The organism is Stenotrophomonas sp. TD3 (assembly GCF_001939825.1).
Lineage (GTDB): Bacteria > Pseudomonadota > Gammaproteobacteria > Xanthomonadales > Xanthomonadaceae > Stenotrophomonas.
Genome location: NZ_MOYM01000001.1, coordinates 1,778,826 through 1,802,436 on the forward strand (window position 1 = coordinate 1,778,826; position 23,611 = coordinate 1,802,436).

At 63.9% G+C, this 23,611-nt stretch carries 23 protein-coding genes; 18 read left to right on the forward strand and 5 right to left on the reverse strand.

The window, feature by feature from the left end; translation table 11 throughout:
* Positions 1–58 precede the first annotated feature (58 nt).
* From BKE09_RS08345 to BKE09_RS08380, 8 genes are all read left to right on the forward strand, one after another.
* Positions 59–1,501, forward strand: a complete 1,443-nt coding sequence (locus tag BKE09_RS08345; protein WP_075675426.1) for a UbiA family prenyltransferase — start codon at positions 59–61, stop codon at positions 1,499–1,501.
* Entirely contained in the window at positions 1,501–2,805 is a 1,305-nt protein-coding gene (locus BKE09_RS08350; protein ID WP_075675427.1) for an FAD-binding oxidoreductase, read from the forward strand. The genes BKE09_RS08345 and BKE09_RS08350 overlap by 1 nt, the downstream gene beginning before the upstream one ends.
* Positions 2,806–2,807: 2 nt before the next feature.
* Entirely contained in the window at positions 2,808–3,545 is a 738-nt protein-coding gene (locus BKE09_RS08355) for an SDR family oxidoreductase (protein WP_075675428.1), read from the forward strand.
* Positions 3,542–4,501, forward strand: coding sequence for an NAD-dependent epimerase/dehydratase family protein (locus tag BKE09_RS08360; RefSeq protein WP_206120587.1), 960 nt, complete (start codon positions 3,542–3,544; stop codon positions 4,499–4,501). Before BKE09_RS08355 ends, BKE09_RS08360 begins: the two co-directional genes overlap by 4 nt.
* A gap of 2 nt (positions 4,502–4,503) precedes the next feature.
* Positions 4,504–5,790 (forward strand): NAD(P)/FAD-dependent oxidoreductase, encoded by a 1,287-nt coding sequence (locus BKE09_RS08365; RefSeq protein ID WP_075675429.1) that lies wholly within the window; start codon positions 4,504–4,506, stop codon positions 5,788–5,790.
* Positions 5,787–6,179: a GtrA family protein gene (locus BKE09_RS08370; RefSeq protein ID WP_075675430.1), complete on the forward strand. Its 393-nt coding sequence runs from the start codon at positions 5,787–5,789 to the stop codon at positions 6,177–6,179. Before BKE09_RS08365 ends, BKE09_RS08370 begins: the two co-directional genes overlap by 4 nt.
* Positions 6,180–6,266: 87 nt before the next feature.
* Positions 6,267–7,613: a phosphomannomutase gene (locus BKE09_RS08375; protein ID WP_075675431.1), complete on the forward strand. Its 1,347-nt coding sequence runs from the start codon at positions 6,267–6,269 to the stop codon at positions 7,611–7,613.
* Between the two features lie 11 nt (positions 7,614–7,624).
* Positions 7,625–9,028 carry a mannose-1-phosphate guanylyltransferase/mannose-6-phosphate isomerase gene (locus BKE09_RS08380; protein ID WP_075675432.1) on the forward strand — a complete coding sequence of 468 codons (1,404 nt, stop codon included), beginning with the start codon at positions 7,625–7,627 and terminating at the stop codon, positions 9,026–9,028.
* Positions 9,029–9,149: 121 nt separating this feature from the next.
* Here BKE09_RS08380 and rfbD read toward each other — a convergent pair whose 3' ends face one another.
* The 4 genes from rfbD to rfbB are packed head-to-tail and all read right to left on the reverse strand — an operon-like array spanning position 9,150 to position 12,551.
* The gene (gene rfbD / locus BKE09_RS08385) at positions 9,150–10,043 is read right to left on the reverse strand and encodes a dTDP-4-dehydrorhamnose reductase (RefSeq protein ID WP_075675433.1); all 894 of its coding nucleotides are present in this window, start codon (positions 10,041–10,043) and stop codon (positions 9,150–9,152) included.
* Positions 10,040–10,597 (reverse strand): dTDP-4-dehydrorhamnose 3,5-epimerase, encoded by a 558-nt coding sequence (gene rfbC / locus BKE09_RS08390; RefSeq protein ID WP_075675434.1) that lies wholly within the window; start codon positions 10,595–10,597, stop codon positions 10,040–10,042. The genes rfbD and rfbC overlap by 4 nt, the downstream gene beginning before the upstream one ends.
* A complete protein-coding gene (rfbA, locus tag BKE09_RS08395; protein ID WP_075675435.1) occupies positions 10,594–11,481 on the reverse strand; it encodes a glucose-1-phosphate thymidylyltransferase RfbA in 888 nt (295 codons plus the stop codon). Before rfbA ends, rfbC begins: the two co-directional genes overlap by 4 nt.
* Positions 11,482–11,495: 14 nt before the next feature.
* The gene (gene rfbB / locus BKE09_RS08400) at positions 11,496–12,551 is read right to left on the reverse strand and encodes a dTDP-glucose 4,6-dehydratase (protein ID WP_075675436.1); all 1,056 of its coding nucleotides are present in this window, start codon (positions 12,549–12,551) and stop codon (positions 11,496–11,498) included.
* Positions 12,552–12,810: 259 nt separating this feature from the next.
* Here rfbB and BKE09_RS08405 point away from each other — a divergent pair, with 259 nt between their 5' ends.
* From BKE09_RS08405 to BKE09_RS08450, 10 genes are all read left to right on the forward strand, one after another.
* Complete coding sequence (locus BKE09_RS08405) at positions 12,811–13,557, forward strand: electron transfer flavoprotein subunit beta/FixA family protein (protein WP_014035896.1); 747 nt, start codon at positions 12,811–12,813, stop codon at positions 13,555–13,557.
* Entirely contained in the window at positions 13,557–14,495 is a 939-nt protein-coding gene (locus BKE09_RS08410) for an electron transfer flavoprotein subunit alpha/FixB family protein (protein ID WP_075675437.1), read from the forward strand. Before BKE09_RS08405 ends, BKE09_RS08410 begins: the two co-directional genes overlap by 1 nt.
* Before the next feature lie 114 nt (positions 14,496–14,609).
* Complete coding sequence (locus BKE09_RS08415; protein WP_075675438.1) at positions 14,610–15,593, forward strand: glycosyltransferase family 2 protein; 984 nt, start codon at positions 14,610–14,612, stop codon at positions 15,591–15,593.
* A complete protein-coding gene (locus BKE09_RS08420; RefSeq protein WP_075675439.1) occupies positions 15,586–16,341 on the forward strand; it encodes a GNAT family N-acetyltransferase in 756 nt (251 codons plus the stop codon). Before BKE09_RS08415 ends, BKE09_RS08420 begins: the two co-directional genes overlap by 8 nt.
* On the forward strand, positions 16,338–16,721 hold the full coding sequence (locus BKE09_RS08425) for a hypothetical protein (RefSeq protein ID WP_240502890.1): 384 nt from the start codon (positions 16,338–16,340) through the stop codon (positions 16,719–16,721). Before BKE09_RS08420 ends, BKE09_RS08425 begins: the two co-directional genes overlap by 4 nt.
* A gap of 28 nt (positions 16,722–16,749) precedes the next feature.
* Positions 16,750–17,883, forward strand: a complete 1,134-nt coding sequence (gene rffA, locus BKE09_RS08430; protein ID WP_075675440.1) for a dTDP-4-amino-4,6-dideoxygalactose transaminase — start codon at positions 16,750–16,752, stop codon at positions 17,881–17,883.
* Between the two features lie 2 nt (positions 17,884–17,885).
* Complete coding sequence (locus BKE09_RS08435) at positions 17,886–19,433, forward strand: glucosyltransferase domain-containing protein (protein WP_075675441.1); 1,548 nt, start codon at positions 17,886–17,888, stop codon at positions 19,431–19,433.
* A gap of 73 nt (positions 19,434–19,506) precedes the next feature.
* Positions 19,507–20,517: a UDP-glucose 4-epimerase GalE gene (gene galE / locus BKE09_RS08440; RefSeq protein ID WP_075675442.1), complete on the forward strand. Its 1,011-nt coding sequence runs from the start codon at positions 19,507–19,509 to the stop codon at positions 20,515–20,517.
* A gap of 7 nt (positions 20,518–20,524) precedes the next feature.
* The gene (locus BKE09_RS08445; RefSeq protein ID WP_075675443.1) at positions 20,525–21,259 is read left to right on the forward strand and encodes a glycosyltransferase family A protein; all 735 of its coding nucleotides are present in this window, start codon (positions 20,525–20,527) and stop codon (positions 21,257–21,259) included.
* Positions 21,260–21,456: 197 nt separating this feature from the next.
* Entirely contained in the window at positions 21,457–22,710 is a 1,254-nt protein-coding gene (locus BKE09_RS08450) for a glycosyltransferase family 4 protein (protein ID WP_075675444.1), read from the forward strand.
* 30 nt (positions 22,711–22,740) lie between these two features.
* Here the strand turns inward: BKE09_RS08450 and BKE09_RS08455 are convergent, their stop codons facing one another.
* Complete coding sequence (locus BKE09_RS08455) at positions 22,741–23,466, reverse strand: class I SAM-dependent methyltransferase (RefSeq protein ID WP_206120588.1); 726 nt, start codon at positions 23,464–23,466, stop codon at positions 22,741–22,743.
* Positions 23,467–23,611: the final 145 nt, after the last annotated feature.

The following is a 23,611-nucleotide window of genomic DNA, read 5'->3' on the forward strand; positions in this document are numbered from 1 at the left end:
CTGGCCCATGCCCCAACGCGGATACAATGGACGATCCCGCCGCGTCAGCCCGCGAACGATGCCCCCAGCGCCTCCTGCCCCCTCTCCTGCAGCCCACGAACGCGCCCTGTGCGTGGACCTGGATGGCACGCTGCTGGACACGGACCTCCTGTATGAATCGCTGCTGGTGCTGTTGGCGCGCAATCCGCTGTACCTGTTCCTGCTGCCGTTCTGGCTGCTGCAGGGCAAGGCCGCACTGAAGCGGCAGATCGCCGCACGCGCCACCGTCGATCCACGCCACCTGCCGTACAACCCGAAGGTGCTGGAACTGCTGCGCGACACGCCGCAGCGCCCGCGGGTGCTGTGCACCGCCTCGGACCAGCTGCTGGTCGCGCCGATCGCCGCACATCTGGGCCTGTTTGAACAGGTCATCGCCAGCGACGGTCAGCGCAACCTGTCCGGCCCCCAAAAGGCCCAGGCCCTGGTGGATGCGTTCGGCGAGCGCGGTTTCGACTACGCCGGCAATGGCACGGTCGACCTGGCAGTCTGGGCGCGCGCCGCAGGCGCCTGGGTGGTCAACAACGGCAGCGCACTGGCGGGCGCCGCAGCGCAACGCACGCAGGTACTGGGGCATTGGCCTGCGCCGTCCAGGCCGCAGGCGTGGTTGAAGGCGCTGCGTCCGCACCAGTGGCTGAAGAACCTGCTGGTGTTCGTTCCGCTGTTGACCGCCCACCGCTTCCTGGAAGCACCGGCGGTGGCCAATGCGCTGCTGGCCTTCACTGCCTTCAGCCTGTGCGCCTCCGGTGTCTATGTACTCAACGACCTGCTCGACCTCGATGCGGATCGCCGCCATCCGCGCAAGCGCCATCGCCCCTTTGCCGCCGGCCGCTTGCCGCTGCTGCACGGCCTGGTTGCGGGCCCGCTGCTGACGCTGTGCGGGCTGGCCGTGGCACTGGCCTGCAGCCCGGCATTTGCCGCCGTGCTGCTGGGCTACTACGCGCTGACCCTGGCCTACTCGCTACGCCTGAAGCGCATCGTCATGCTCGATGTGGTGCTGCTGGCAAGCCTCTACACCCTGCGCATCATCGGCGGCACGGTGGCCATCGGGGCAGAACTGTCGTTCTGGCTGCTGGCCTTCAGCATGTTCATTTTCCTCTCACTGGCTCTGCTCAAGCGCTATACCGAACTCCACGCGGTGCTGGCCCGTGGCAAGACCCGCGCCAACGGCCGTGGCTACGGCGTGGAAGACCTGCCGCTGCTGCAGTCGCTGGGCGCTGCCGCCGGCTACTGCGCTGTGCTGGTGATGGCGCTGTACATCAACAGCCCCGACAGCGTGGAGCTGTACCGCAACCCAAAGCTGCTGTGGTTCATCTGCCCGATCCTGCTGTACTGGGTCAGCCGCGCCTGGGTGATCGCGCATCGCGGCAACATGCACGATGACCCGATCGTGTTCGCTGCCACGGACCGGGCCAGCCAGGTCGTGGCCGCGCTGTGCGCCGGGTTTGCCCTGGTGGCGATCTGATGCGGGCCGGCGCGTATTCCTGGGGGCGGTATCCGCGCGCGCCACAGTCGCTGGTCAGGGTGCACGATCGGCTCGCCGCGCTGCCGGCCTTCGAGGGCACCGCGCTGCCGCATGGCAATGGACGCAGCTATGGCGACAGCTGCCAGAATCCGGGTGCCACCCTGCTCGACTGTCGCGGCCTGGACCGCTTCATCGCCTTCGATCCGGCCAGCGGGCGACTGCACTGCGAAGCCGGCGTCACCCTGGGCGAGATCATCGCACAGGTGCTGCCGCAGGGCTGGTTCCTGCCGGTCACCCCGGGCACGCGCCATATCACCGTGGGCGGTGCGATCGGCAATGATGTGCATGGCAAGAATCACCACCTGGCCGGCAGCTTCGGTCACCACGTGCTGTCCTTCGAGCTGCTGCGCAGCAACGGCGAACGCCGCGTGTGCCGTCCTGGCGATGGCGACGGCTGGTTCGAAGCCACCGTCGGTGGGCTCGGCCTGACCGGACTGGTCACCCATGCCGAGCTGCAGCTGCGCCGCGTGCCGGGCAGCAGCCTGGAGGTGGAGAACATCCGATTCTCCAGCCTGGCCGACTTCTTCGCACTGTCACAGGACAGCAGCGAAAGCCACGAGTACAGCGTGGCCTGGATCGACTGCCTGGCGCGTGGCCGCGGCCTTGGCCGCGGGCATTTCACGCGTGCCAACCATGCCATGCAGCCGGCCGACGAACGCCCGGCCATGCCCCGCCGGCAGTGGAAGATGCCGCTGACGCCACCGATATCACTGGTCAACCGGCTGACCCTGCGCCCGTTCAATACGCTCTACTACTGGCGCCAACCGACGCAACGCCGGCGCCACGCCTCGCACCTGCTGCCCTTTTTCTATCCGCTCGATGGCATCAGCGGATGGAACCGGATGTATGGTCCGGCTGGCTTCGTGCAGTACCAGTGCGTGCTGCCACCGCACGCGGCAGCAGACGGCGTTCCCGCCCTGTTGCAGGAAATCGCCCGCAGTGGCCAGGGTTCGTTCCTGGCGGTGCTCAAGCAGTTCGGCACGCGGCCGTCCCCTGGCATGTTGTCCTTCCCGCGCCCGGGTACCACCCTGGCCCTGGATTTCCCCAACACCGGCGAGACGCTCTGGGCCCTGCTGCGGCGCCTGGACCGGATCGTCGATGCCGCCGGCGGTGCCCAGTACCCGGCCAAGGATGCGCGGATGACCGCCGCCTCGTTCCAGCAGGCGTACCCGCGCTGGCAGGACTTCAGCCGATTCATCGATCCACGTTTCTCGTCCGGCTTCTGGCGCCGGGTGACGGAGTAAGCATGCAGAACGTCCTCATCATCGGCGCCACGTCCGCGATTGCCGAAGCCGTCGCCCGGCGCTATGCCGCGCGCGGTGCATCACTGTTCCTGGTCGGGCGCCGCGCCGACCGGCTGGCCGCCATCGCCGACGACCTGCGCGTGCGCGGTGCGCGTGCCACGCACACCCACTCCATGGACATCAACGACCTGGCTGCCCACGCCGATCTGCTGGCACAGGCCTGGCAGGCGCTGGGACGGGTGGACGTGGTGCTGGTCGCGCATGGCACGCTGCCCGATCAGGCTGCCTGCGAGGCCTCGGTGGAGACCTGCATGGCCGAGTTCGCCACCAACGGCACCTCGACCCTGGCCCTGCTGGGGCCCGTGGCCAATCGCCTGGCCGATGCTGGCAGCGGCGCGCTGGCGGTGATCACCTCGGTGGCCGGCGACCGCGGCCGCCAGAGCAACTACGTCTACGGCGCCGCCAAGGCGGCGGTCAGCACCTGCCTCAGTGGCCTGCGCCAACGCCTGGCCAAGCAGGGTGTGGCGGTGGTCGACATCCGCCCCGGCTTCGTCGACACGCCGATGACGGCTCATCTGCGCAAGGGCCCGTTGTGGGCGACGCCGGACCAGGTCGCGCGCCGCATCATCGCTGGCATTGGTCGCGGCACCCCGGTGCTGTATACCCCGGGCTTCTGGCGGTTGATCATGATGGTGATCCGCCTGCTGCCCCAGGCCCTTTTCAACAGGATCTCGCTGTGAGCACTGCAACGGACTCCGTGCTGGAGCAGAAGATCATCATTCCCGGCGGGGCCGGCCTGGTCGGCCAGAACCTGGTCGCCATCCTCAAGCGCCAGGGCTACCGCCGGCTGGTGGTGATCGACAAGCACGCCGCCAATCTCGCGGTGCTGGCACGCATGCATCCGGACGTGGTGACCGAACACGCCGACCTGGCAGAGCCAGGCGCCTGGGAGCACCATTTCGCCGAAGCCGATGCCGTGGTGATGCTGCAGGCGCAGATCGGCGGCACCGACCCCATGCCATTCGTGCGCAACAACATCACTGCCACCGACCTCATCCTCGATGCCATCGAGCGCCACGCCGTGCCCTACACGGTGCACATCAGCTCCTCGGTGGTCTGTTCGGTGGCCGACGACGACTACACCCGCACCAAGCGCGAGCAGGAACAACTTGTAGCCGCGCGTGGCATCCCTGCGGTCATCCTGCGCCCGACCCTGATGTTCGGCTGGTTCGACCGCAAGCACCTGGGCTGGCTGTCGCGTTTCATGCGCAAGGTTCCGGTGTTCCCGATTCCCGGCGATGGCCGCTACATGCGCCAGCCGCTGTACGCCGGCGACTTCGCCACCATCATCGCCAGCTGCCTGCGTTCGCGGATTGCTGGCCAGCGCTACAACATCACCGGCCTGGAGAAGGTCGACTACGTCGACATCATCCGCCAGATCAGGCACAGCACGCGTGCCCGCACCCTGCTGCTGCACATCCCCTACCGCCTGTTCCACCTGCTGCTGAGGATCTGGGCGCTGTTCGACCGCGACCCGCCATTCACCGCTGCGCAGCTGCAGGCACTGGTGGCCCATGACGAGTTCGAAGTCATCGACTGGCCTTCCATCTTCGATGTACGGCCGACGCCCTTCGCGCAGGCCATCGACGCCACCTTCAACGACCCCGAGTACGGCGATATCGCCCTGGAGTTCTGATCATGAGCGAGCGCATCGCTGTTCTCGGCGCGGGCCCGATGGGCCTGGCCGTGGCCTACCAGCTGGCCCGAGACGGGCACCAGCCCGTGGTATTCGAGGCCGATGACCGCGTCGGCGGGATGACCGCGAGCTTCGACTTCGGCGGTATGCCGATCGAACGCTATTACCACTTCCACTGCACCTCAGACCATGATTTCCTGACCGTGCTCGACGAGCTGGGGCTAGGCGCACGCATGCGCTGGACCGAGACCCGCATGGGCTACTGGTTCGGCAAGCGCCTGCAGGCCTGGGGCAACCCGATCGCCCTGCTGCGCTTCAAGGGCCTGGGGCTGGTGGCGAAGATCCGTTACGGCCTGCATGCCTTCCTGTGCACGCGACGCAACGACTGGCGCCCGCTGGACCACGTTGAGGCTTCGTCGTGGATCCGCCGCTGGGTCGGTGCCGAAGCCTATGAAACGCTGTGGCGCCGGTTGTTCGACTACAAGTTCTACGACTATGCCGGCAATCTGTCCGCGGCATGGATCTGGAGCCGGATCCGGCGCATCGGCCGCTCCCGCTACAGCCTGATGCGCGAAAAGCTGGGGTATCTGGAAGGCGGTTCATCCACCCTGCTCGATGCCCTGCATGCGGACATCCAGCGCCATGGTGGCGAGGTGCGGCTGTCCAGCCCGGTGCAACGCATCGTGATCGAGGAAGGCCGCGTGCGCGGCGTCCAGGTCGGCGGCGAGCATCTGGCCTTCGACAAGATCATTTCCACGGTACCGCTGCCGTTCGTGCCACGCCTGGCGCCGGATCTGCCGGAGGCGATCCTGGCGAAGTTCCGCGCACTGAACAACATTGCCGTGGTCTGCGTGATCGCCAAGCTGCGCAGGCCGGTCTCGGCCAATTTCTGGGTCAACACCAACGACCCGGACATGGACATCCCCGGCATCGTCGAATACACCAACCTGCGCCCGATGGATGCGCATATCGTCTACGTGCCGTTCTACATGCCCGGCGAGCACGAGCGCTATGGCGACAGCGACGACGTGTTCGCTGACAAGGTGCGCCGCTACCTGTGCATGATCAATCCGCAGCTGGGCGCAGATGACTTCATCGACGTGCGGGTCAGCCGCTACCGCCACGCGCAGCCGATCTGCGAACCGGGCTTCCTGGACCGGCTGCCGCCGCGCCGGCTGCCGGTGGAAGGACTGTGGGTGGCCGATACCTCGCACTACTACCCAGAAGACCGCGGCATATCCGAGAGCATCGGCTTCGGGCGTGCCATGGCCCGTGAGGCGGTGGCGTGACCCTGTCCCGCCCGTTTCTGCTGTTCCTGCTGGCCGGCGGCATCGCTGCGCTGGCCAACATCCTGTCGCGGATGCTTTACAGCCACTGGATGTCGTTCACCCCGGCGATCATCGCCGCCTACATCACCGGCATGGTCACCGCCTTCGTGCTGACCCGCTGGTTGGTGTTTTCCGGCAGCACCCGCCCCCTGCACCACTCGGCGTTCTACTTCGTGCTGGTCAACCTGTTCGCGGTGGCCCAGACCTGGCTGGTTTCCACCGTGCTGGCCTACCACCTGCTGCCATGGCTGGGCGTGGACGTGCTGCGCCTGGAGATTGCTCACGTGGTGGGCGTGGCGGTGCCGGTGGTCTCCAGCTACTTCGGCCACAAGTACCTGTCGTTCCGATGACTGTTCCCGGGGCGGCGTTTCCGGAAAACGGTTCCCACACATCCATGGCCGTAAACTACGGCGCTGACCTCATCCAGGATCCGATCGATGCCCCTGCCCGCCTTCAAGGCCTATGACATTCGCGGCCGCGTGCCGGAAGAACTGAACGAAGACCTGGCGCGCCGCATCGGCGTGGCACTGGCGGCACAGCTTGCGCCGGGCCCGGTGGTACTGGGCCACGACGTGCGCCTGACCAGCCCCGCGCTGCAGGACGCATTGGCCGCAGGCCTGCGCGGTACCGGGCGCGAGGTGATTGACATCGGCCTGTGCGGCACGGAAGAAGTCTATTTCCAGACCGACCATCTGGGCGCGGCCGGCGGCGTGATGGTCACCGCCAGCCACAACCCGATGGACTACAACGGGATGAAGCTGGTCAAGGAAAACGCGCGCCCGATCAGCTCAGATACCGGCCTGTTCGCGATTTCCGATGCGGTCGCCGCCGATACGTCCGAGGCGCAGCCGCCGCGCGCCGGGCAGAGCGCCCAGCACGACAAGAGCGCGTACATCCAGCACCTGTTGAGCTATGTCGATGCCGGCAAGCTGCGGCCGCTGAAGCTGGTGGTCAACGCCGGCAACGGTGGCGCCGGTGCCATCGTCGATCTGCTGGCACCGCACCTGCCGTTCGAGTTCATCCGCATCTGCCACGAGCCGGACGGCAGCTTCCCCAACGGCATTCCCAATCCGCTGCTGCCGGAGAACCGCGCCGCCACCGCCGATGCGGTGCGCGAACACGGCGCCGATTTCGGCATTGCCTGGGATGGCGATTTCGACCGTTGCTTCTTCTTCGACCACACCGGCCGCTTCATCGAGGGCTACTACCTGGTCGGCCTGCTGGCCAAGGCGATCCTGGCGCGCAACCCGGGCGGCAAGATCGTGCATGACCCGCGCCTGGTCTGGAACACCGTGGACATGGTCGAGCAGGCCGGCGGTGTGCCGGTGCAGTGCAAGAGCGGCCACGCCTTCATCAAGGAAAAGATGCGCGCCGAGGACGCGGTGTACGGCGGCGAGATGAGCGCCCACCACTACTTCCGCGAGTTCGCCTATGCAGACTCCGGCATGATCCCGTGGCTGCTGATCGCCCAGCTGGTCTCCGAAAGCGGGCGCTCGCTGGCCGACTGGGTCGAAGACCGCATGGCCGCCTACCCGTGCAGTGGCGAGATCAACTTCAAGGTTGCCGATGCCAAGGCCGCTGTCGCGCGCGTGATGGAGCATTTCGCCACGCAGTCGCCCACGCTGGACCACACCGATGGCATCAGCGCCGACTTTGGCGACTGGCGCTTCAACCTGCGCAGCTCCAACACCGAGCCGCTGCTGCGCCTGAATGTTGAAGCCCGCGGCGATGCAGCGCTGATGCAGGCACGCACTGACGACATCTCCCGCCTGATCCAGCAGTAACCGAGGAACGTATGAGCAGCATCCAGCCCGTCATCCTGTCCGGTGGATCCGGTACCCGCCTGTGGCCACTTTCGCGCGAGGCGTATCCGAAGCAGTTCCTGCCCTTGGCGGGCGAACTGACGATGCTGCAGGCCACTTGGAAGCGCGTCGCCCCGATCGCTGCGCGTGGACCGCTGGTGATCGCCAACGAAGAGCATCGCTTCGTCGCCGCCGAGCAGCTGCAGCAGGTTGGCGCCGAGCCGGCCGCGATCATCCTTGAGCCGGTCGGCCGCAACACGGCCCCGGCGATCGCGGTGGCCGCGCTGGAAGCCACCCGCGACGGTGCCGACGCTCTGCTGCTGGTGCTGCCCTCCGATCATGTGATCACCAACGAGACTGCGTTCCGCAGCGCCGTACAGGCCGCCGCTGCCGCCGCCGAAGCCGGCAAGCTGGTCACCTTCGGCATCGTGCCGACCGGCCCGGAAACCGGCTACGGCTATATCAAGGCCGCCGATGGCCAGGGCTTGCGCGCGGTCGAGCGCTTCGTTGAAAAGCCGGACCTGGATACCGCCACCGGCTACGTCAGCAGCGGCCAGTACTACTGGAACAGCGGCATGTTCCTGTTCAAGGCCTCGCGTTACCTGCAGGAGCTGGAACGTTTCCAGCCCGCCATGCTGGCCGGCAGCCGCCAGGCCTGGCAGCAGGCCCGTCACGATGCCGATTTCACCCGCCTGGACAAGGACGCCTTCACTGCCGTTCCGTCCGATTCGATCGACTATGCGGTGATGGAAAAGACCGCCGATGCGGTGGTGATTCCACTGGATGCAGGCTGGAACGATGTCGGTTCGTGGACCGCGCTGCGCGATGTCTCGCAGCAGGACGGCGATGGTAATGCCCACCAGGGCGACGTGATCGCCATCGACTGCCGCAACACCTATGCCTACGCACAACGCCTGGTGGCGCTGGTCGGGCTGGACGATGTGGTGGTGGTGGAAACCGACGATGCCGTGCTGGTCGGCAAGGCCGACCGCATGCAGGACGTCAAGACGGTAGTCGCGCAACTCAAGGCCGAAGGCCGCAGCGAGGCCACCTGGCATCGCAAGGTCTATCGCCCGTGGGGTGCCTACGATTCGATCGACAACGGCGAGCGCTTCCAGGTCAAGCGGATCACGGTCAAGCCCGGCGGCACGCTGAGCCTGCAGATGCACCACCATCGCGCCGAGCACTGGATCGTGGTCAGCGGCACCGCCGAAGTGACCCGTGGCGATGAAGTGATCCTGCTCAGCGAGAACCAGAGCACCTACATTCCACTGGGCGTGACCCATCGCCTGCGCAACCCGGGCAAGCTGCCGCTGGAACTGATCGAAGTGCAGTCCGGCAGCTATCTGGGTGAGGATGACATCGTGCGGTTCGAGGATACCTACGGGCGGAGCTGACCCGGAACCCGCTGGTGCATGCCGACCGGTGGTCGGGGTGCATGCCGACCGCTGGTCGGGGTGGGTGCCGACCGTTGGTCGGGGTGGGTGCCGACCGTTGGTCGGCACGTCACCTGCCGGGTCAGGCAATCTCCGCCATCACCCGCTTCAGACCGTCCTGCCAAGCCGGCAGAACGATGCCGAAATCCTGCTGCAGCTTGCGATTGTCCAGCACCGACCAAGCCGGGCGCTTGGCCGGTGTCGGGTACTCGGAACTTGCAATCGCTTCAACCGACGGCACCTTGGCCAATACTCCCGTCGCCAGCGCCTCGGCAAAAATCGCTTCGGCAAAACCGTGCCAGCTGGTCTGGCCGCTGGCGGTCAGGTGCCAGGTCCCGGACAGCTGCCCCGGATGCTGCAGCGCCTGCAAGGTGACATCGGCGATCAGCGCGGCCGGCGTCGGCGTACCGATCTGGTCGGCCACTACCCGCAACGCATCGCGTTCGGCGCCCACGCGCAGCATGGTGCGCAGGAAGTTCGCACCGTGCGAGGCGTACACCCACGCCGTCCGGAAGATCAGATGGCGGCCACCGGCCGCACGCACCGCGTCTTCACCGTCACGCTTGCTGGTGCCATACACGCCCAGCGGTGCGGTCGGCTCGTCCTCGCGGTAGGGCACGCTGCCCTGACCATCGAACACATAGTCGGTGGAGTAATGCACGAACGGCACGCCGTGCGCCGCGCACCAGCGCGCGATCACGCCCGGCGCCTGCGCATTGGCAGCGAAGGCAGCATCAACGTCCTGTTCGGCGCGGTCAACGGCGGTGTAAGCGGCCGCATTGACCACCAGCGACGGCTGCACGCGGTCCAGCACTGCCGGCAGGCTGTCGGGCTGGTCGAAATCGGCTGTTTCGCAGGCACTTCCGTCGGGCAGTTGACCGCTGCGGGTGGTCGCGACCACCTTGCCCAGTGGTGCCAGCGCGCGCAGCAGCTCTTGGCCGACCTGGCCGTTGCCACCGAACACCAGCACGGTCATGGCAGGTAGACCGGCAGGCGATCCTCGGCGATGTCCTTCAGGAACGGCGCATTCTCGTCCTTGGCCGACAATGTCGGTGCGCTGACCGGCCAGTCCACGGCGATGTCGGCATCGTTCCAGCGTATACCTGCATCCGCTTCCTTGACGTAGACATCCGTGCACAGGTAGCTGAACAGTGCGCGCTCGGACAACACGGCAAATCCGTGGGCGAAGCCTTCCGGAATCCAGAACTGCTTCCTGTTTTCAGCGCTCAGCACCACCGCTTCCCAACGGCCGAAGGTCGGCGAGCCGCGGCGGATGTCAACCGCGACGTCGTACACCTCGCCTTCCAGAACGCTGACCAGCTTGCCCTGGGGATGCGGCCACTGATAATGCAATCCGCGAAGGACGCCGCGCGCGGAGGAAGAGACATTGCTCTGCACGAAACTGCCTGGCAACCCCTGCTCCTGAAAGCGTTCCGCGTTCCAGATTTCGAAGAAGAAACCGCGTTCGTCGCCGAATACTGCTGGCTCGATCACGCAGCATCCCGGCAATGACGTTTCAATGATCTTCACGGCACCACGCCCCGTTCAGCCAGCTTGTTCAAGTACTGGCCATAGCCATTCTTGATCAATGGTGCGGCCAAGGCCTGCAACTGCTCAGCGTTGATCCAGCCCTTGCCGAACGCGATTTCCTCGGGACAGCAGACCTGCAGGCCCTGACGGGTCTGGATGGTCTCGATGAAATTGGACGCCTCCAGCAGCGATTGGTGGGTACCGGTATCCAGCCAGGCATAGCCACGGCCGAGCGCTTCCAGGTGGAGGTTGCCTTCGGCCAGATAGCGCTTGTTGAGATCGGTGATCTCCAGTTCGCCACGCGGCGACGGCTTCAGTTCGGCCGCGTAATCGCTGGCCTTGCCGTCATAGAAGTACAGGCCGGTCACCGCATAATTGGAGCGCGGCTTTTCCGGCTTCTCCACCAGGTCGATCACCTTGCCGCTCTGGTCGAACTCGGCCACGCCATAACGTTCCGGATCATTCACCCAGTAGCCGAACACGGTCGAGCCGTCGACGCGTTCGTCGGCGCGCTTGAGCACTTCGCGCAAGCCGTGGCCGTGGAAGATGTTGTCACCCAGCACCAGGCAGCTCGGCTTGCCGGCGACGAAGTCACGTCCGATCAGGTAAGCCTGGGCCAGGCCATCCGGGCTCGGCTGCACCGCGTACCGGATGTCCATGCCCCACTGCGAACCGTCGCCCAGCAACTGCTGGAACAACGCCTGCTCGTACGGGGTATTGATGATCAGCACCTCGCGGATGCCCGCCAGCATCAGCACGCTGAGCGGGTAGTAGATCATCGGCTTGTCGTACACCGGCAGCAGCTGCTTGCTGACGCCCTTGGTGATCGGATAAAGCCGGGTGCCGGAACCACCGGCGAGGATGATGCCCTTACGCTGGGTCATGGTGTCTCCTGGGTTCAGGCGGTGGTGCCAATGCGCTGCAGGCGGTAGCTGCCATCCAGCACGCCGTTGACCCATTCCTGGTTGTCCAGGTACCAGTCGACGGTGAAGGTGATGCCCTGCTCGAAGGTGTAGGCCGGTTCCCAGCCCAGATCGTTCTTCAGCTTGGAGGCATCGATCGCATAACGGCGGTCATGGCCGGGGCGGTCGGTGACATAGGTGATCTGGCTACTGCGCGGCTGGCCATCCGCGCGCGGACGGCGCTGGTCCAGCAGAGCGCAGATGGCCTGCACCACCTCGATATTCTGCTTTTCCGAGTTGCCGCCGACGTTGTAGGTCTCGCCGACCTGGCCCTTGGCCAGCACGGTGCGGATGGCTTCGCAGTGGTCGGACACGAACAGCCAATCGCGCACCTGCTTGCCATCGCCGTACACCGGCAGCGGTTCGCCAGCCAGGGCCTTGGCGATCACCAGCGGGATCAGCTTCTCCGGGAAGTGGTACGGGCCGTAGTTGTTGGAGCAGTTGGTGGTCAGCACCGGCAGCCCGTAGGTGTGGTGGAACGCGCGCACCAGGTGGTCCGAGGCCGCCTTCGACGCCGAGTACGGCGAATTCGGGGCGTAAGGGGTGGTTTCGCTGAACTTGCCGGTCTCGCCCAGGGTGCCGTACACCTCGTCAGTGGACACGTGCAGGAAGCGGAAGGCGGCGCCCTGCTCGGGCGGCAGCGACTTCCAGTAGTCGCGCACGGCTTCCAGCAGTCCCAGAGTGCCCACCACATTGGTCTGGATGAACGCACCCGGGCCATCGATGGAACGGTCGACATGGCTCTCGGCGGCAAAATTCAGCACTGCATCCGGCTGGTGTTCGGCCAGCAGCCGCGCCACCAGCGTGCTGTCACCGATATCGCCGTGCACGAACACATGGTTCGGGTTGCCGTCCAGGCTGGCCAGGGTCTTCAGGTTGCCGGCGTAGGTCAGGGCGTCGAGATTGACGACCGTGATGCCACGGGCGACCGCTTCGAGAACAAAGTTACCGCCAATGAATCCGGCACCGCCGGTGACAAGCCATGTGGGCACTACCTGATCTCCTGTTGATCAATCATGTGGGTCGCAGCAGCAACCTAATTCAGCTGGACAGGATACATCGGGGCCACCTTCACGACTGCCTTCACACCGTGAACGAAGCGCAGCACTCCGAAAGTTTTTGCGGCACCGCAGCACAACCATACGCATTCGCATGGTCCCCTCAAGCCAGCTAGAATCGGGATCCCACCCCCGAACCGGTTGCTGTGCGAGGACCGGACGTTCTCTCCGTTATTGAAGGACCCCGTACCAGATGAAAATCCTCGTCGCGTACAAGCGCGTGGTGGACTACAACGTCCGCATTCAGGTCAAGCCGGACGGTTCCGGCGTGGTCACCGACGGCGTCAAGCTGTCCCCCAATCCCTTCGACGAAATCGCCCTGGAAGAAGCCCTGCGCCTGCGCGACAAGGGCATCGCCAGCGAAGTCGTGGTCGCCACCATCGCCCCGGCCGACGCCCAGGCGCACCTGCGCAACGGCCTGGCCATGGGTGCCAACCGTGCCGTCCATGTGGTCACCGACCAGGCCATCCAGCCGCTGACCGCCGCCCGCACCCTGCTCAAGCTGATCGAGAAGGAACAGCCGGACCTGGTGATCCTCGGCAAGCAGGCGATCGACGACGACGCCAACCAGACCGGCCAGATGCTGGCCACGCTGTGGGGCCGCCCGCAGGCGACCTTCGCCAGCAAGCTGGACATTGCCGACGGCAAGGCCACGGTGACCCGCGAAGTCGACGCCGGCCTGGAAACGCTGGAAGTCGATCTGCCGGCCGTGGTCACCACCGACCTGCGCCTGAACGAGCCGCGCTTCATCAAGCTGCCGGACATCATGAAAGCCAAGGCCAAGCCGCTGGAGACCCTGCAGCTGGCCGACCTCGGCGTTGAAGCCGCCGATACCTTCAAGACCACCCAGTACGCCGCGCCGTCCAAGCGCAGCAAGGGTGTGATGGTCAAGGACGCGGCCGAACTGGTTGCCGCACTCAAGCAGAAGGGGTTGCTGTAATGAGCAGGATTCTCGTCATCGCCGAGCACCACGACGGCAAGCTCAACGCCGCTACCGCCAAGACTGTCAGCGCTGCTGCCGCCATCAGCGGTGCCAGCATCGACGTGCTGGTGCTGGCCGCCGACCCGACCGCCGTCGCCGCCGAGGCCGCGAAGATCGCTGGCGTCGCCAAGGTCCTGACCGTGGCCAACGCCGCCAACGCGCAAGCCATCGCCCAGGTGCTCGCACCGCAGATCGCGCAGCTGGCCAAGGGTTACACCCACGTGTTCGGCCCGTCGACCACCTTCGGCAAGGACCTGATGCCGTGCGTGGCCGCTCTGCTCGGCGTCAACCAGGTCTCCGACCTGATGACCGTTGAGGGCAGCCATACCTTCAAGCGCCCGATCTACGCCGGCAACGCCATCATCACTGTGGAAGCCCCGGCCGGGCAGATCGTGGTCGCCACCGTGCGTGCCGCCTCGTGGCCGGAAGCCGCCCAGGGCGGCACCGCCGCCATCGAAGCGGCCAGCGTCGATGCTGCCCTGCCGACCCACACCCGCTTCGTCGGGCTCGCCGCTGGTGCCAGCGACCGCCCGGACCTGCAGAGCGCCAAGCGCGTGGTCTCCGGTGGCCGCGGCGTCGGTTCGGAAGAGAACTTCAAGGTCATCTTCCAGCTGGCCGACAAGCTCGGTGCCGCCGTCGGTGCCTCGCGCGCCGCAGTTGACGCCGGCTACGTGCCCAGCGACCTGCAGGTCGGCCAGACCGGCAAGATCATCGCGCCGGATCTGTATGTGGCCGTAGGCATCAGCGGTGCGATCCAGCACCTGACCGGTATCAAGGATGCCGGCACGATCATCGCGATCAACAAGGACGGCGATGCGCCGATCTTCGAGATTGCCGATATCGGCCTGGTCGGGGATCTGTTCGCGATCCTGCCTGAGCTGGAAAAGGCGCTGTAAGGTTACGCTGTGAAATAGTAGGCTTTGCTGCATCGGCCGCCTAGTGCGGCCGATGCTCTTCCCGCTCCGGCCATTGGACCCCTTACCAGCGTGTCTCCGCAACCGTCAAAGCCCATGTCAAAGACCGTCCTGAATCAGGCACCGTCTCGGGATTTCTCATTCGTCCCGGACGTATCCGTGGTCATTCCGGTCTACGGATGCTCAAGCTGCCTGGAAGAGCTGACCGAAAGGGTCCTGGCTGCGGTCAAGAATGAGAGCAGAACAGTCGAAATCATCTTCGTCGACGACAACAGCCCAGACCAGGCATGGGAACGCATCCTGGAGTTGTCTCAACTCCATGCCGAGGTACGAGGGCTCAAGCTTTCACGGAACTTTGGGCAACACGCCGCGATAAGCGCTGGAATCGCACGAGCCCGAGGCAGGGCCATGATTGTGATGGACTGTGACCTGCAGGACATACCTGAGGAGATTCCCACGCTTCTGGCCGAGCTTAAGGAAGATGTCGAGATCGTCCTCGGACAACGCATTGAACGTCAGGACACCTGGTTCAAGCAGGCAGGCTCGCGCACCTTCTACCGTACTTTGGGCTGGTTGACCGATACCAATTACGATCCAAGCACCGCCAACTTCGGCGCCTACAGCCGCAAAGTCATCGACGCGATGAATGCGATGCCGGAAACGGACAGATTCCTTCCTCTGCTTGCCAGATGGACGGGCTTTCGGACGGTTCGTACCCCCGTGGTACACGGGGAGCGCACCGTGGGCAAGAGCAGCTACACGCTGAGCAAGCTGCTGCAGATGGCGACCCGGATCGCCCTTTCATTCTCGGACAAGCCGCTGAGACTGGTCATGTCCGCTTCTTTCGCACTCGCTGGCGTGGGCCTATGCGTTGCAGCATTCGCCGTGTATCGCTACCTCATGGGCGATGTTCGAGTCGCCGGATTCACCAGTATCCTGGCTTCGGTCTGGCTGGTGGGAAGCTTCCTCATGGCCAGCATCGGGGTGGTCGGCCTTTATGTCGGTCGCATGCACAACGAGACCAAGAGACGCCCGCAGTACCTGATCTGGCGTGACTCCTGGAGCAACGACAATGCCTGAACAGACCTTGCTCAACTACTCGCCCTTGGACTCGAATCGATTCGCGATCCACGTCGAGCGCGCGAACCTCGGGATCGATACGCCTGCGGCGCCCATGGTCGAGGCCATTATCGCCTCCCCGGCCGACCTCATCATTGCCCGCTTTCCGGCGGGCAGCAACGAGGTCCCCAATGCGCTGATCCAGCAGGGCGAAGTACTGCTCCACGCTGACACCCTTGTCTACTATGAAGTGCGGCTGCCAGCTTCTGCGGGAAAAGCGGCTCCCAATGTTCGCCGCGCGCAACTGAGCGACCTTGAGGCAATTCGCGGCATCGCCTCCGCAGGCTTCCAGAACTACCGGGCCCACTATGCGGCCAATCCGCTATTGCCCGCTGCACAGATTCTGGACGGATACATCGAGTGGGCCCAAAGCCGTGCCGACCCGTCCGACACAACCAGCGATACCTGGCTGGTGTTCGACGGCGACGATGCCGCTGGTTTCGCTACCTGCGATGTCCAGGACGGTGGCGTGGAGATCGTACTCAATGCAGTCCACCCCGCTTTCGAGCGACGAGGTCACTACGGCACGCTGCTGCGCCACCTGCTGCACCACTATGCAGAAGCTGGCCTGGTGCGCCTGAGTATCTCCACCCAGATCTGGAATTACACCGTGCAGCGACAATGGGCGCGTGCCGGGCTGTTGCTGGCGAGAGCGTACGATACGTTCCATATCGACCGCCGCCTGGCTGCACAACGGAGCAGGCCGTGAACCCCGCAACTCCTTTCTTTCCCTGGTTCATGGTCGCCGCAACGATTGTGCTGACCAGCTATGGTCAGCTCGTCATCAAATGGCAGGCAAGTTCGTACCAGGCAACGACGGCCGGGTGGCTGGGCAAACTCCCTCCTGTCATCCAGTTGCTCCTTCAGCCCTGGGTGATTTCCGCCTTTGTCGCGGCGTTCGCTGCATCCCTTTGCTGGATGCTGGCGGTTTCGCGACTGGAACTTAGTCGTGCCTATCCATTCATGGCACTGAACTTCCTGATCGTCTGCGTTGCGGCCATTCCGCTGTTTGGCGAAGCTTTCACCCTATCAAAGGCGATTGGCCTGGCGACCGTTGTCGCCGGCCTGATCATCATCAGCCAAGGCTGATATCAACTGCTCACACCAAAGAGACCTCATGATTCCGTTCAATCGCCCGTTCATGACCGGCAAGGAACTTCCCATGATCGGCCAGGCGCACGCCAATGGCCATCTTTCGGGAGACGGTCCGTTTACAAAGAAATGCCACCAGTGGATGCGGGAACGCACGGGCGCTGCGAGTGCTCTGCTCACCCACTCGTGCACTGCAGCACTGGAAATGGCCGCTCTTCTGCTGGATCTGGAACCCGGTGATGAGGTGATCATGCCCTCCTTCACGTTCGTGTCGACGGCAAACGCCTTCGCACTGCGTGGTGCGGTGCCGGTATTCGTCGACATACGGAGCGACACTCTCAACATCGACGAGGCCCTGATCGAAGCGGCGATTACTCCGCGTACCCGCGCCATCTGTGTTGTCCACTATGCGGGCGTGGCGTGTGAGATGGATACGATCATTGAGATCGCGCAACGACACGGACTGAATGTTGTTGAGGACGCAGCCCAGGACATCATGTCCAGCTACAAGGGACATGCGTTGGGGACGATTGGCCAACTTGGCGCGTTCAGTTTCCACGAAACGAAGAATGTCATTTCCGGCGAAGGCGGCGCTCTACTGTGCCGTGACGCCGCCTTCGGCGAGCGTGCGGAGATCATCCGCGAGAAAGGTACCAATCGGAGCCGCTTCTTCCGCGGACAGGTCGACAAGTACACATGGGTCGACGTGGGCTCATCCTATCTTCCCGGCGAAATCATCGCGGCATTCCTGAATGCCCAGCTGGATGACGCCGAAGAAATCACTGCGCGCCGGCTTGCCATCTGGGACCGCTACCACGCGTGGGCCGAGCCCTACGAAGCTGCGGGGCAACTGCGTCGCCCGATCATTCCGGCCGAGTGCACGCACAACGCACACATGTACTACCTGCTGCTGCCAAGCCTGGAGGCGCGCACTGCTTTCATCGCCGGAATGCGCGAGCGCGGAGTGCAAACGGTCTTCCACTACATCCCACTGCACTCCTCTCCCGCCGGAGAACGCCTGGGACGCGTGGCTGGAACGATGGAAGTAACCGACGACATCAGCAACCGCCTGGTACGCATGCCGCTCTGGCTTGGCCTCGAGCAGCAGCTGGATCAGGTCCTGGCAGCAGCGGATGCCACGATCGCGCAAGGCACCTGACGATGGCGCACGAGAGCACCACTGCGCACTCCAGCCCGATGCTGGACGAAGGACAACACGCCCTGCCACCGGTTGTTGGCCAACTGCGGGCAGGGACGCTGTTCCTGCTTGCCTACTATGCGTTTTTCCTGGTATCGAAACTCGTAGGTTTCATGCCGGGCTACTCTTTGGATGACTATGCGATCGTCCGGGCGGCCGGGGACAATAGCCTTGCCGGATTCTTCATCTCGCAGGGACGCTACGGCAGCGCACTGATGGATGTGATCCTGCATGCCTGCAACCTGACGATGTCGAGCTTCTCCACCATCGGACTGGCTGCGACAGCAGTGTTCAGCGGTTTGTTCTTCAGGGATGCGCTTGATCTTCCGCCCAAGGGCACGGCCACCATCGCCATCGGCCTCGGCGCCCTGCTGGGCGCCCATCCCTACTATACGGAGTACGTTTCCTATCGCCAGGCCGCGCTGCCGATGTCGCTGACTTTCCTCGGCATGTGGCTGGCACTCCGGCTGTACCGGGGCGCGCTCGGGGCAGGAACGGTGAGGGTCTCCCATCTCATTGCCAGTGTCCTGGTGGCCACTCTGGTCATGGGGTTCAACCAGCTTGCAGTCTGCTTCCTGTCGATTGCCGTGCTGTGTGTGCACGTCCGCCGCCTCCAGCACGGGCTTCCGCCAGGCCTCGGCCTGGGATTCCTGCGGAGACAAGGCTGGCTCGCGCCGCCTGTCCACGCCGCAGTGGCGGGCATTGTGCTGATCCTCTGCAACATGCTCGTGGCCAAGCTGGTGCTCGTCACGGCTGGTGTTCCAGCAACGGGGCGTTCGGAGCTGATTCCCGTGGAGCTGCTGACCCAGCGCTGGACCGAGCTGACGCACTTGGTTACCGTTCTCTGGGCACAATCCGAAACTGTTGCCGCATGGCCCGCAAAAGCACTCGCAGCCGCCGGCTTCATTGTCCTGTTGGTGGCCCGCCTGGGCACGGCCAAGGGTTCAGCCTGGCTGGCAGTCGTTGTTCTGATTGCCGCCACCGTCGCAGCGCTCATTCCCATCGCTGTCACGGTGACCTGGTGGCCCGTTCCCCGCACCCTGATCGCCGTCCCCTTCGCTCTGGCAGCGGCTGTTTCAGTGCTGATCCCCACCAGCAATCCCCGCGTCACTCTCGCCGGCATTCTTCTCATCACCAGCGGCTGCATCTTTTCCGCGCACAGTCAGTCGATTCTGTTCAATCAGCAACGGCTCAATCGTTGGGACCAGATGCAGGCAAGGGAAATGGCGCTCCTCGCGACCGAGAAGTATCCTGAGGCGGCTTCGAAGCTGGCAATCGTGGGTCCGACCTGGTCGCATGAAATCGCCCAAAGTATCGCTCAGGGCGACATGAACATCTCGGCACTGGGCGTTGATTGGGCACTGGATCCACTGTTCGACGAAGCGACCGGCCGCGACCAGAACGTCCGCCTGGCGCCCGAGTTCTCTGGACTGTGTTCAACCTCGGCCAAGTATCCTGCACCCAGCTCCCTGCACAAGCAGGGAGACGAGGTCGTGATATGCATGCACTGAGCTGCTCCTGCTGCAGACTCAGGTGCAAGCCCCGATTGAATGCAAGCTGATCCACTCTGATAGGTATTTCAAGATGAATGTGTTGGTTACTGGAGGAACCGGCTTCATCGGCTCCCACACTAGTGTGGAGCTGCTGGCATGCGGGCATGAAGTGACAATCCTGGACAACCTCGCCAACAGCGGTGTCGAGGTACTTGCCAGCATCGAAACCATCTCGGGGAAGGTGCCCGCTTTCGTCCAGGGAGACGTTCGCGACCGAGCGTTGCTGGAGCGTGTGATCCGCGAGCACTCCATCGACTCGGTCATCCACTTCGCCGCATTGAAGTCCGTCGGTGAATCCTGGGAACGCCCGCTCGACTACTTCGACAACAACGTAACCGGCACGATCTCGCTTCTTCAGGCCATGCAGGCCTGCGGTGTAGACAGGTTCGTATTCAGTTCGTCGGCCACCGTCTACGGCGAGGCAGATCAGTGTCCCATCCCGGAGTCGGCCAATACCCGCACCACCAATCCCTACGGGCGATCCAAGCTGATCTGCGAGCACATGCTCGAAGATCTCGCGGCGTCCACCCCAAGCTTCAGCGTTGCCTCACTGCGCTACTTCAATCCGGTGGGCGCCCACCCCTCCGGATTGATCGGCGAGGCCCCCCACGGCATTCCCAATAACCTGATGCCATACATCTCTCAGGTCGCAAGCGGGAAGCGCGAGTATCTGCGGGTCTTCGGCAGCGACTATGCGACCGTCGATGGCACGGGCGTGCGTGATTACATCCACGTGGTCGACCTCGCGCAGGCGCATGTCAAGGCGCTCGAGTTCCTCGCGCGCAACGAACGCAGCATCACCGTCAACCTGGGCACCGGGCAAGGTCATAGCGTACTGGAAGTGGTTGCGGCCTTCGAGCGCGCCAGCGGCCGTCAGATTCCGCTCAGGATCGTCGAACGCCGCACGGGTGATGTTGCCTCGTGTTTTGCCGACCCATCCGTTGCCCGTGAGCTCCTTGGATGGACGCCATCGCTGGGCCTTGACCAGATGTGCGTCGACGCGTGGCGATGGCAGATGCGGGTCGACTCCATGAAGGCGTGAATGGTCGATGCTGCCCACTACCCTCCATGACGTAACAGCAATCATCACCTTCCACCGCGAGGCGCTGTTGGCTCACAAGAGTCTTCTTTCGCTGCAGCGCTGCCGGATGGCTGCAAACAGCGCAGGCATCTCGCTGGAAGTCGTCGCGACCCTGGATCGCGCAGACGAGGAAACCACGCGCATCGTCCATTCTCACCTCGCCAACGGGTGCGTGGACCGCGTCCTGCATCTGGATTGCGGAGATCTGGGGCTGTCACGCAACCAAGCTGTGCTCGCCTCGTCCGGCGCGCGAATCCTGATCTGCGATGGGGACGACTACCTATCCGCCGATTTCCTCATCCGCTGCCATCAGCGCGCAGAAGCGCTTCCCGGATCAGCCATCCTCCATCCCGAACTGATCGTGACGTTCGAGGCAGAGACCGGCTTGTGGTGGCAGACCGGCAGCGACGCGGTGGACTTCGATCCAGCCTGCATGCTTACCGTCAACCCTTGGAACGCCTGCAGTTTCGCGCGCCGCGAGATCTACCTCGAGCTGCCCTATGCGAAGGCGCGTCCAGGCGAGTCGGGTTTCGGGTTCGAAGACTGGCACTGGAACTGCGAAACCTATGCCCGGGGGCATGCTCACGTGATTGCCGAGCGGACAGTCCACTACGTCAGGAAAAAGCGCTCTGGCTCGTTGAACAATGCGCATGCCAGCCAGAATGCGCTCATTCCTCCAACACGCCTGTTCGATCTGCAATGAGCAATATCCGCCATCTTCTCCGGGACGCCTACACCCTGACGGACCGGCTGTTGTTGACCAGGTTGCCGGAAAGCGCGAGAAGCTCCCTGGTTTCATGGCTTCTTGCATGTGCCCGGTGGATTCATCCATCAGGACACTGGCCAACCTCTGCGGCGTCATTGCTGGTTCGTCGAACATTGCGAGCACCGCAAAAGCATATGCAGATGCTGCCCAGCTGGGCGGTTCAGGATCTGCGCGACCTCTCGGTCACAGTCGACCCCCTGCTCGCCCCGGAGATAGTTCTCGATCAACGTCCACAGGCATTCCTGACCCCCGTGCACTGGACGCAGGCGGGTCATGCCTATGAACAGTTGCGGCGCAGCATCGGCAACCGACAGTTTGATACGGTTCTGCTGATTCCATGGCTCAAGCGGGGGGGGGCCGATCTTGGCGCTCTACACCATGCCCGAGCATTGCACGAAGCCTTCGGCCAACGCGTCCTGGTACTTGCGACTGAGCCCGGCGACTCTCCCTGGGCCAACCGTCTGGATGACGCCACGCCCTTTGTGGAATGCGGCCACTCACTGGCAACGCTGAGCCTTCCCCATGGTGAGCCCGAGGTCGTGCTGGCACGCCTTCTTGTCCAGTTGGCCCCCACCAGGATCCATATCATCAATTCACATACCGGGTGGCGGATGCTGCAGCGATTTGGCAAGGCCATCCGGCAGAAAACACGAGTGTTCGCCTCCCTGTACTGCGATGAGTTCGAAGCGGATGGTCGCCGTACCGGTCTTGCCCAGCAATTCCTGCCCACGTGTCTGCCGTGGCTGGATGCGGTCATCACCGACAACGCTGCGTCACCGACCGCATGGTGCGACTCGATCGGCGTCGATCCATCGCTGTTTCAAGTGGTTCATTTCCCCGCACCGGAAGTACCATCATTGCCCCCCAACCGGAGCATCAACCCGAAGCGTCTGCTCTGGGCCAGCCGCCTTGAACGCCAGAAACGTCCGGATCTCCTTGTGGAACTCGCGTCCTCCATGCCGGAGTTTCACTGGGATGTCCATGGCGCAGCACTGTCCGTGGATGACGAAAACCTGCGTCGGCTGAAAGCGCTGAGCAACGTGAGCATTCGCGGCAGCTATGAGCGGTTCTCGGACATTGTTGGTCCGGAGCACTTGGCGTACATCTACACCAGCTGCTGGGATGGTCTTCCGAACGTGTTGCTCGAAGCAACGGCATCCGGCATTCCGGTGATTGCGCCGCAGATTGGCGGCATCAGCGACTTGATTCCGACAGACATGCTGGTCCCGGCCAACGCTTCCGCGGTGGACTATTCTGTAGCAGTACGCAACCTGATGGATCCCGCTACCCGGGCGAAGTGGATCCAGACACAGTCGAACGCCGTCAGCAGCTTTACCTGGGAAAGGTTCGTCGCGTCATTGCAGCAGATTCCGGGCTACGCGCACTGACGCCGCTCCGCACCAACCCGGATCACGAACTCAGCTGATCTTGCGTGCAACCACCAGCCTGCTTCCACCAATGGGAAACCGGATGCCGGACTTGATCAGGCCCCGCTCCACGGCCATCACGCCCAGCAGCAGTTGATTGAGGATCCGGGGCAGACGCATCTCCGCATTGGCGTCCTGCTCCGGTACATCCTTCCTGGAGAGTCGCGACGCGAGCATCATCGGCAGCAGCAGACTGACAAAAGACGTCTCCAGCTCTACCTGGAAGCCCGAACGAATCAGCTTCTCCCGCAACTCACCGGTACGGTAGCGCCGCACATGACAGGCGTGCTCATCAATACTGCTCCACAGCCACTGATGCTGCGGCACGGTAAAGATAGCGGCGCCCCCAGCCACCAGCGCACGATGTATTTCAGAGAGGACAGACTCATCCTCTTCAATATGTTCAAGGACATCGAATGCACCGATGACATCGAATTCAGTGTCGAACGGGACCCGCCGCGCGTCCATCTGGAACAGGTCCGCCGATGCCATCCGCCGCGCAGCGAAGGGCAGGCCAGCGCTGAGGATCTCGCTGCCGGCAATCCTCGCTCCGGGAAATGCTTGGGCAATCCCATCGAGAACGAAGCCGGTTCCGCAGCCTATCTCCAGGAAGCTACGCAGATCCGGAGAATGGCGGCGCAACGCCCAGACGAGCAGCTGATTGCGCGCCCGGAACCAGAAGCTGCCTGATTCCAGACTGGCGAGCTCTGCAAACACTTCCGGCCTGTACCCACTTGTCGAAATGGCGTATTCAGAGGCGAACGCTGGCCAGCCATCGATGATTGGAGGCTCGAAGCTGCATTCAGGACAAACCCACTCCGATGCGTCATATGCGAAAGAACACCGTATACACCGCTTCATG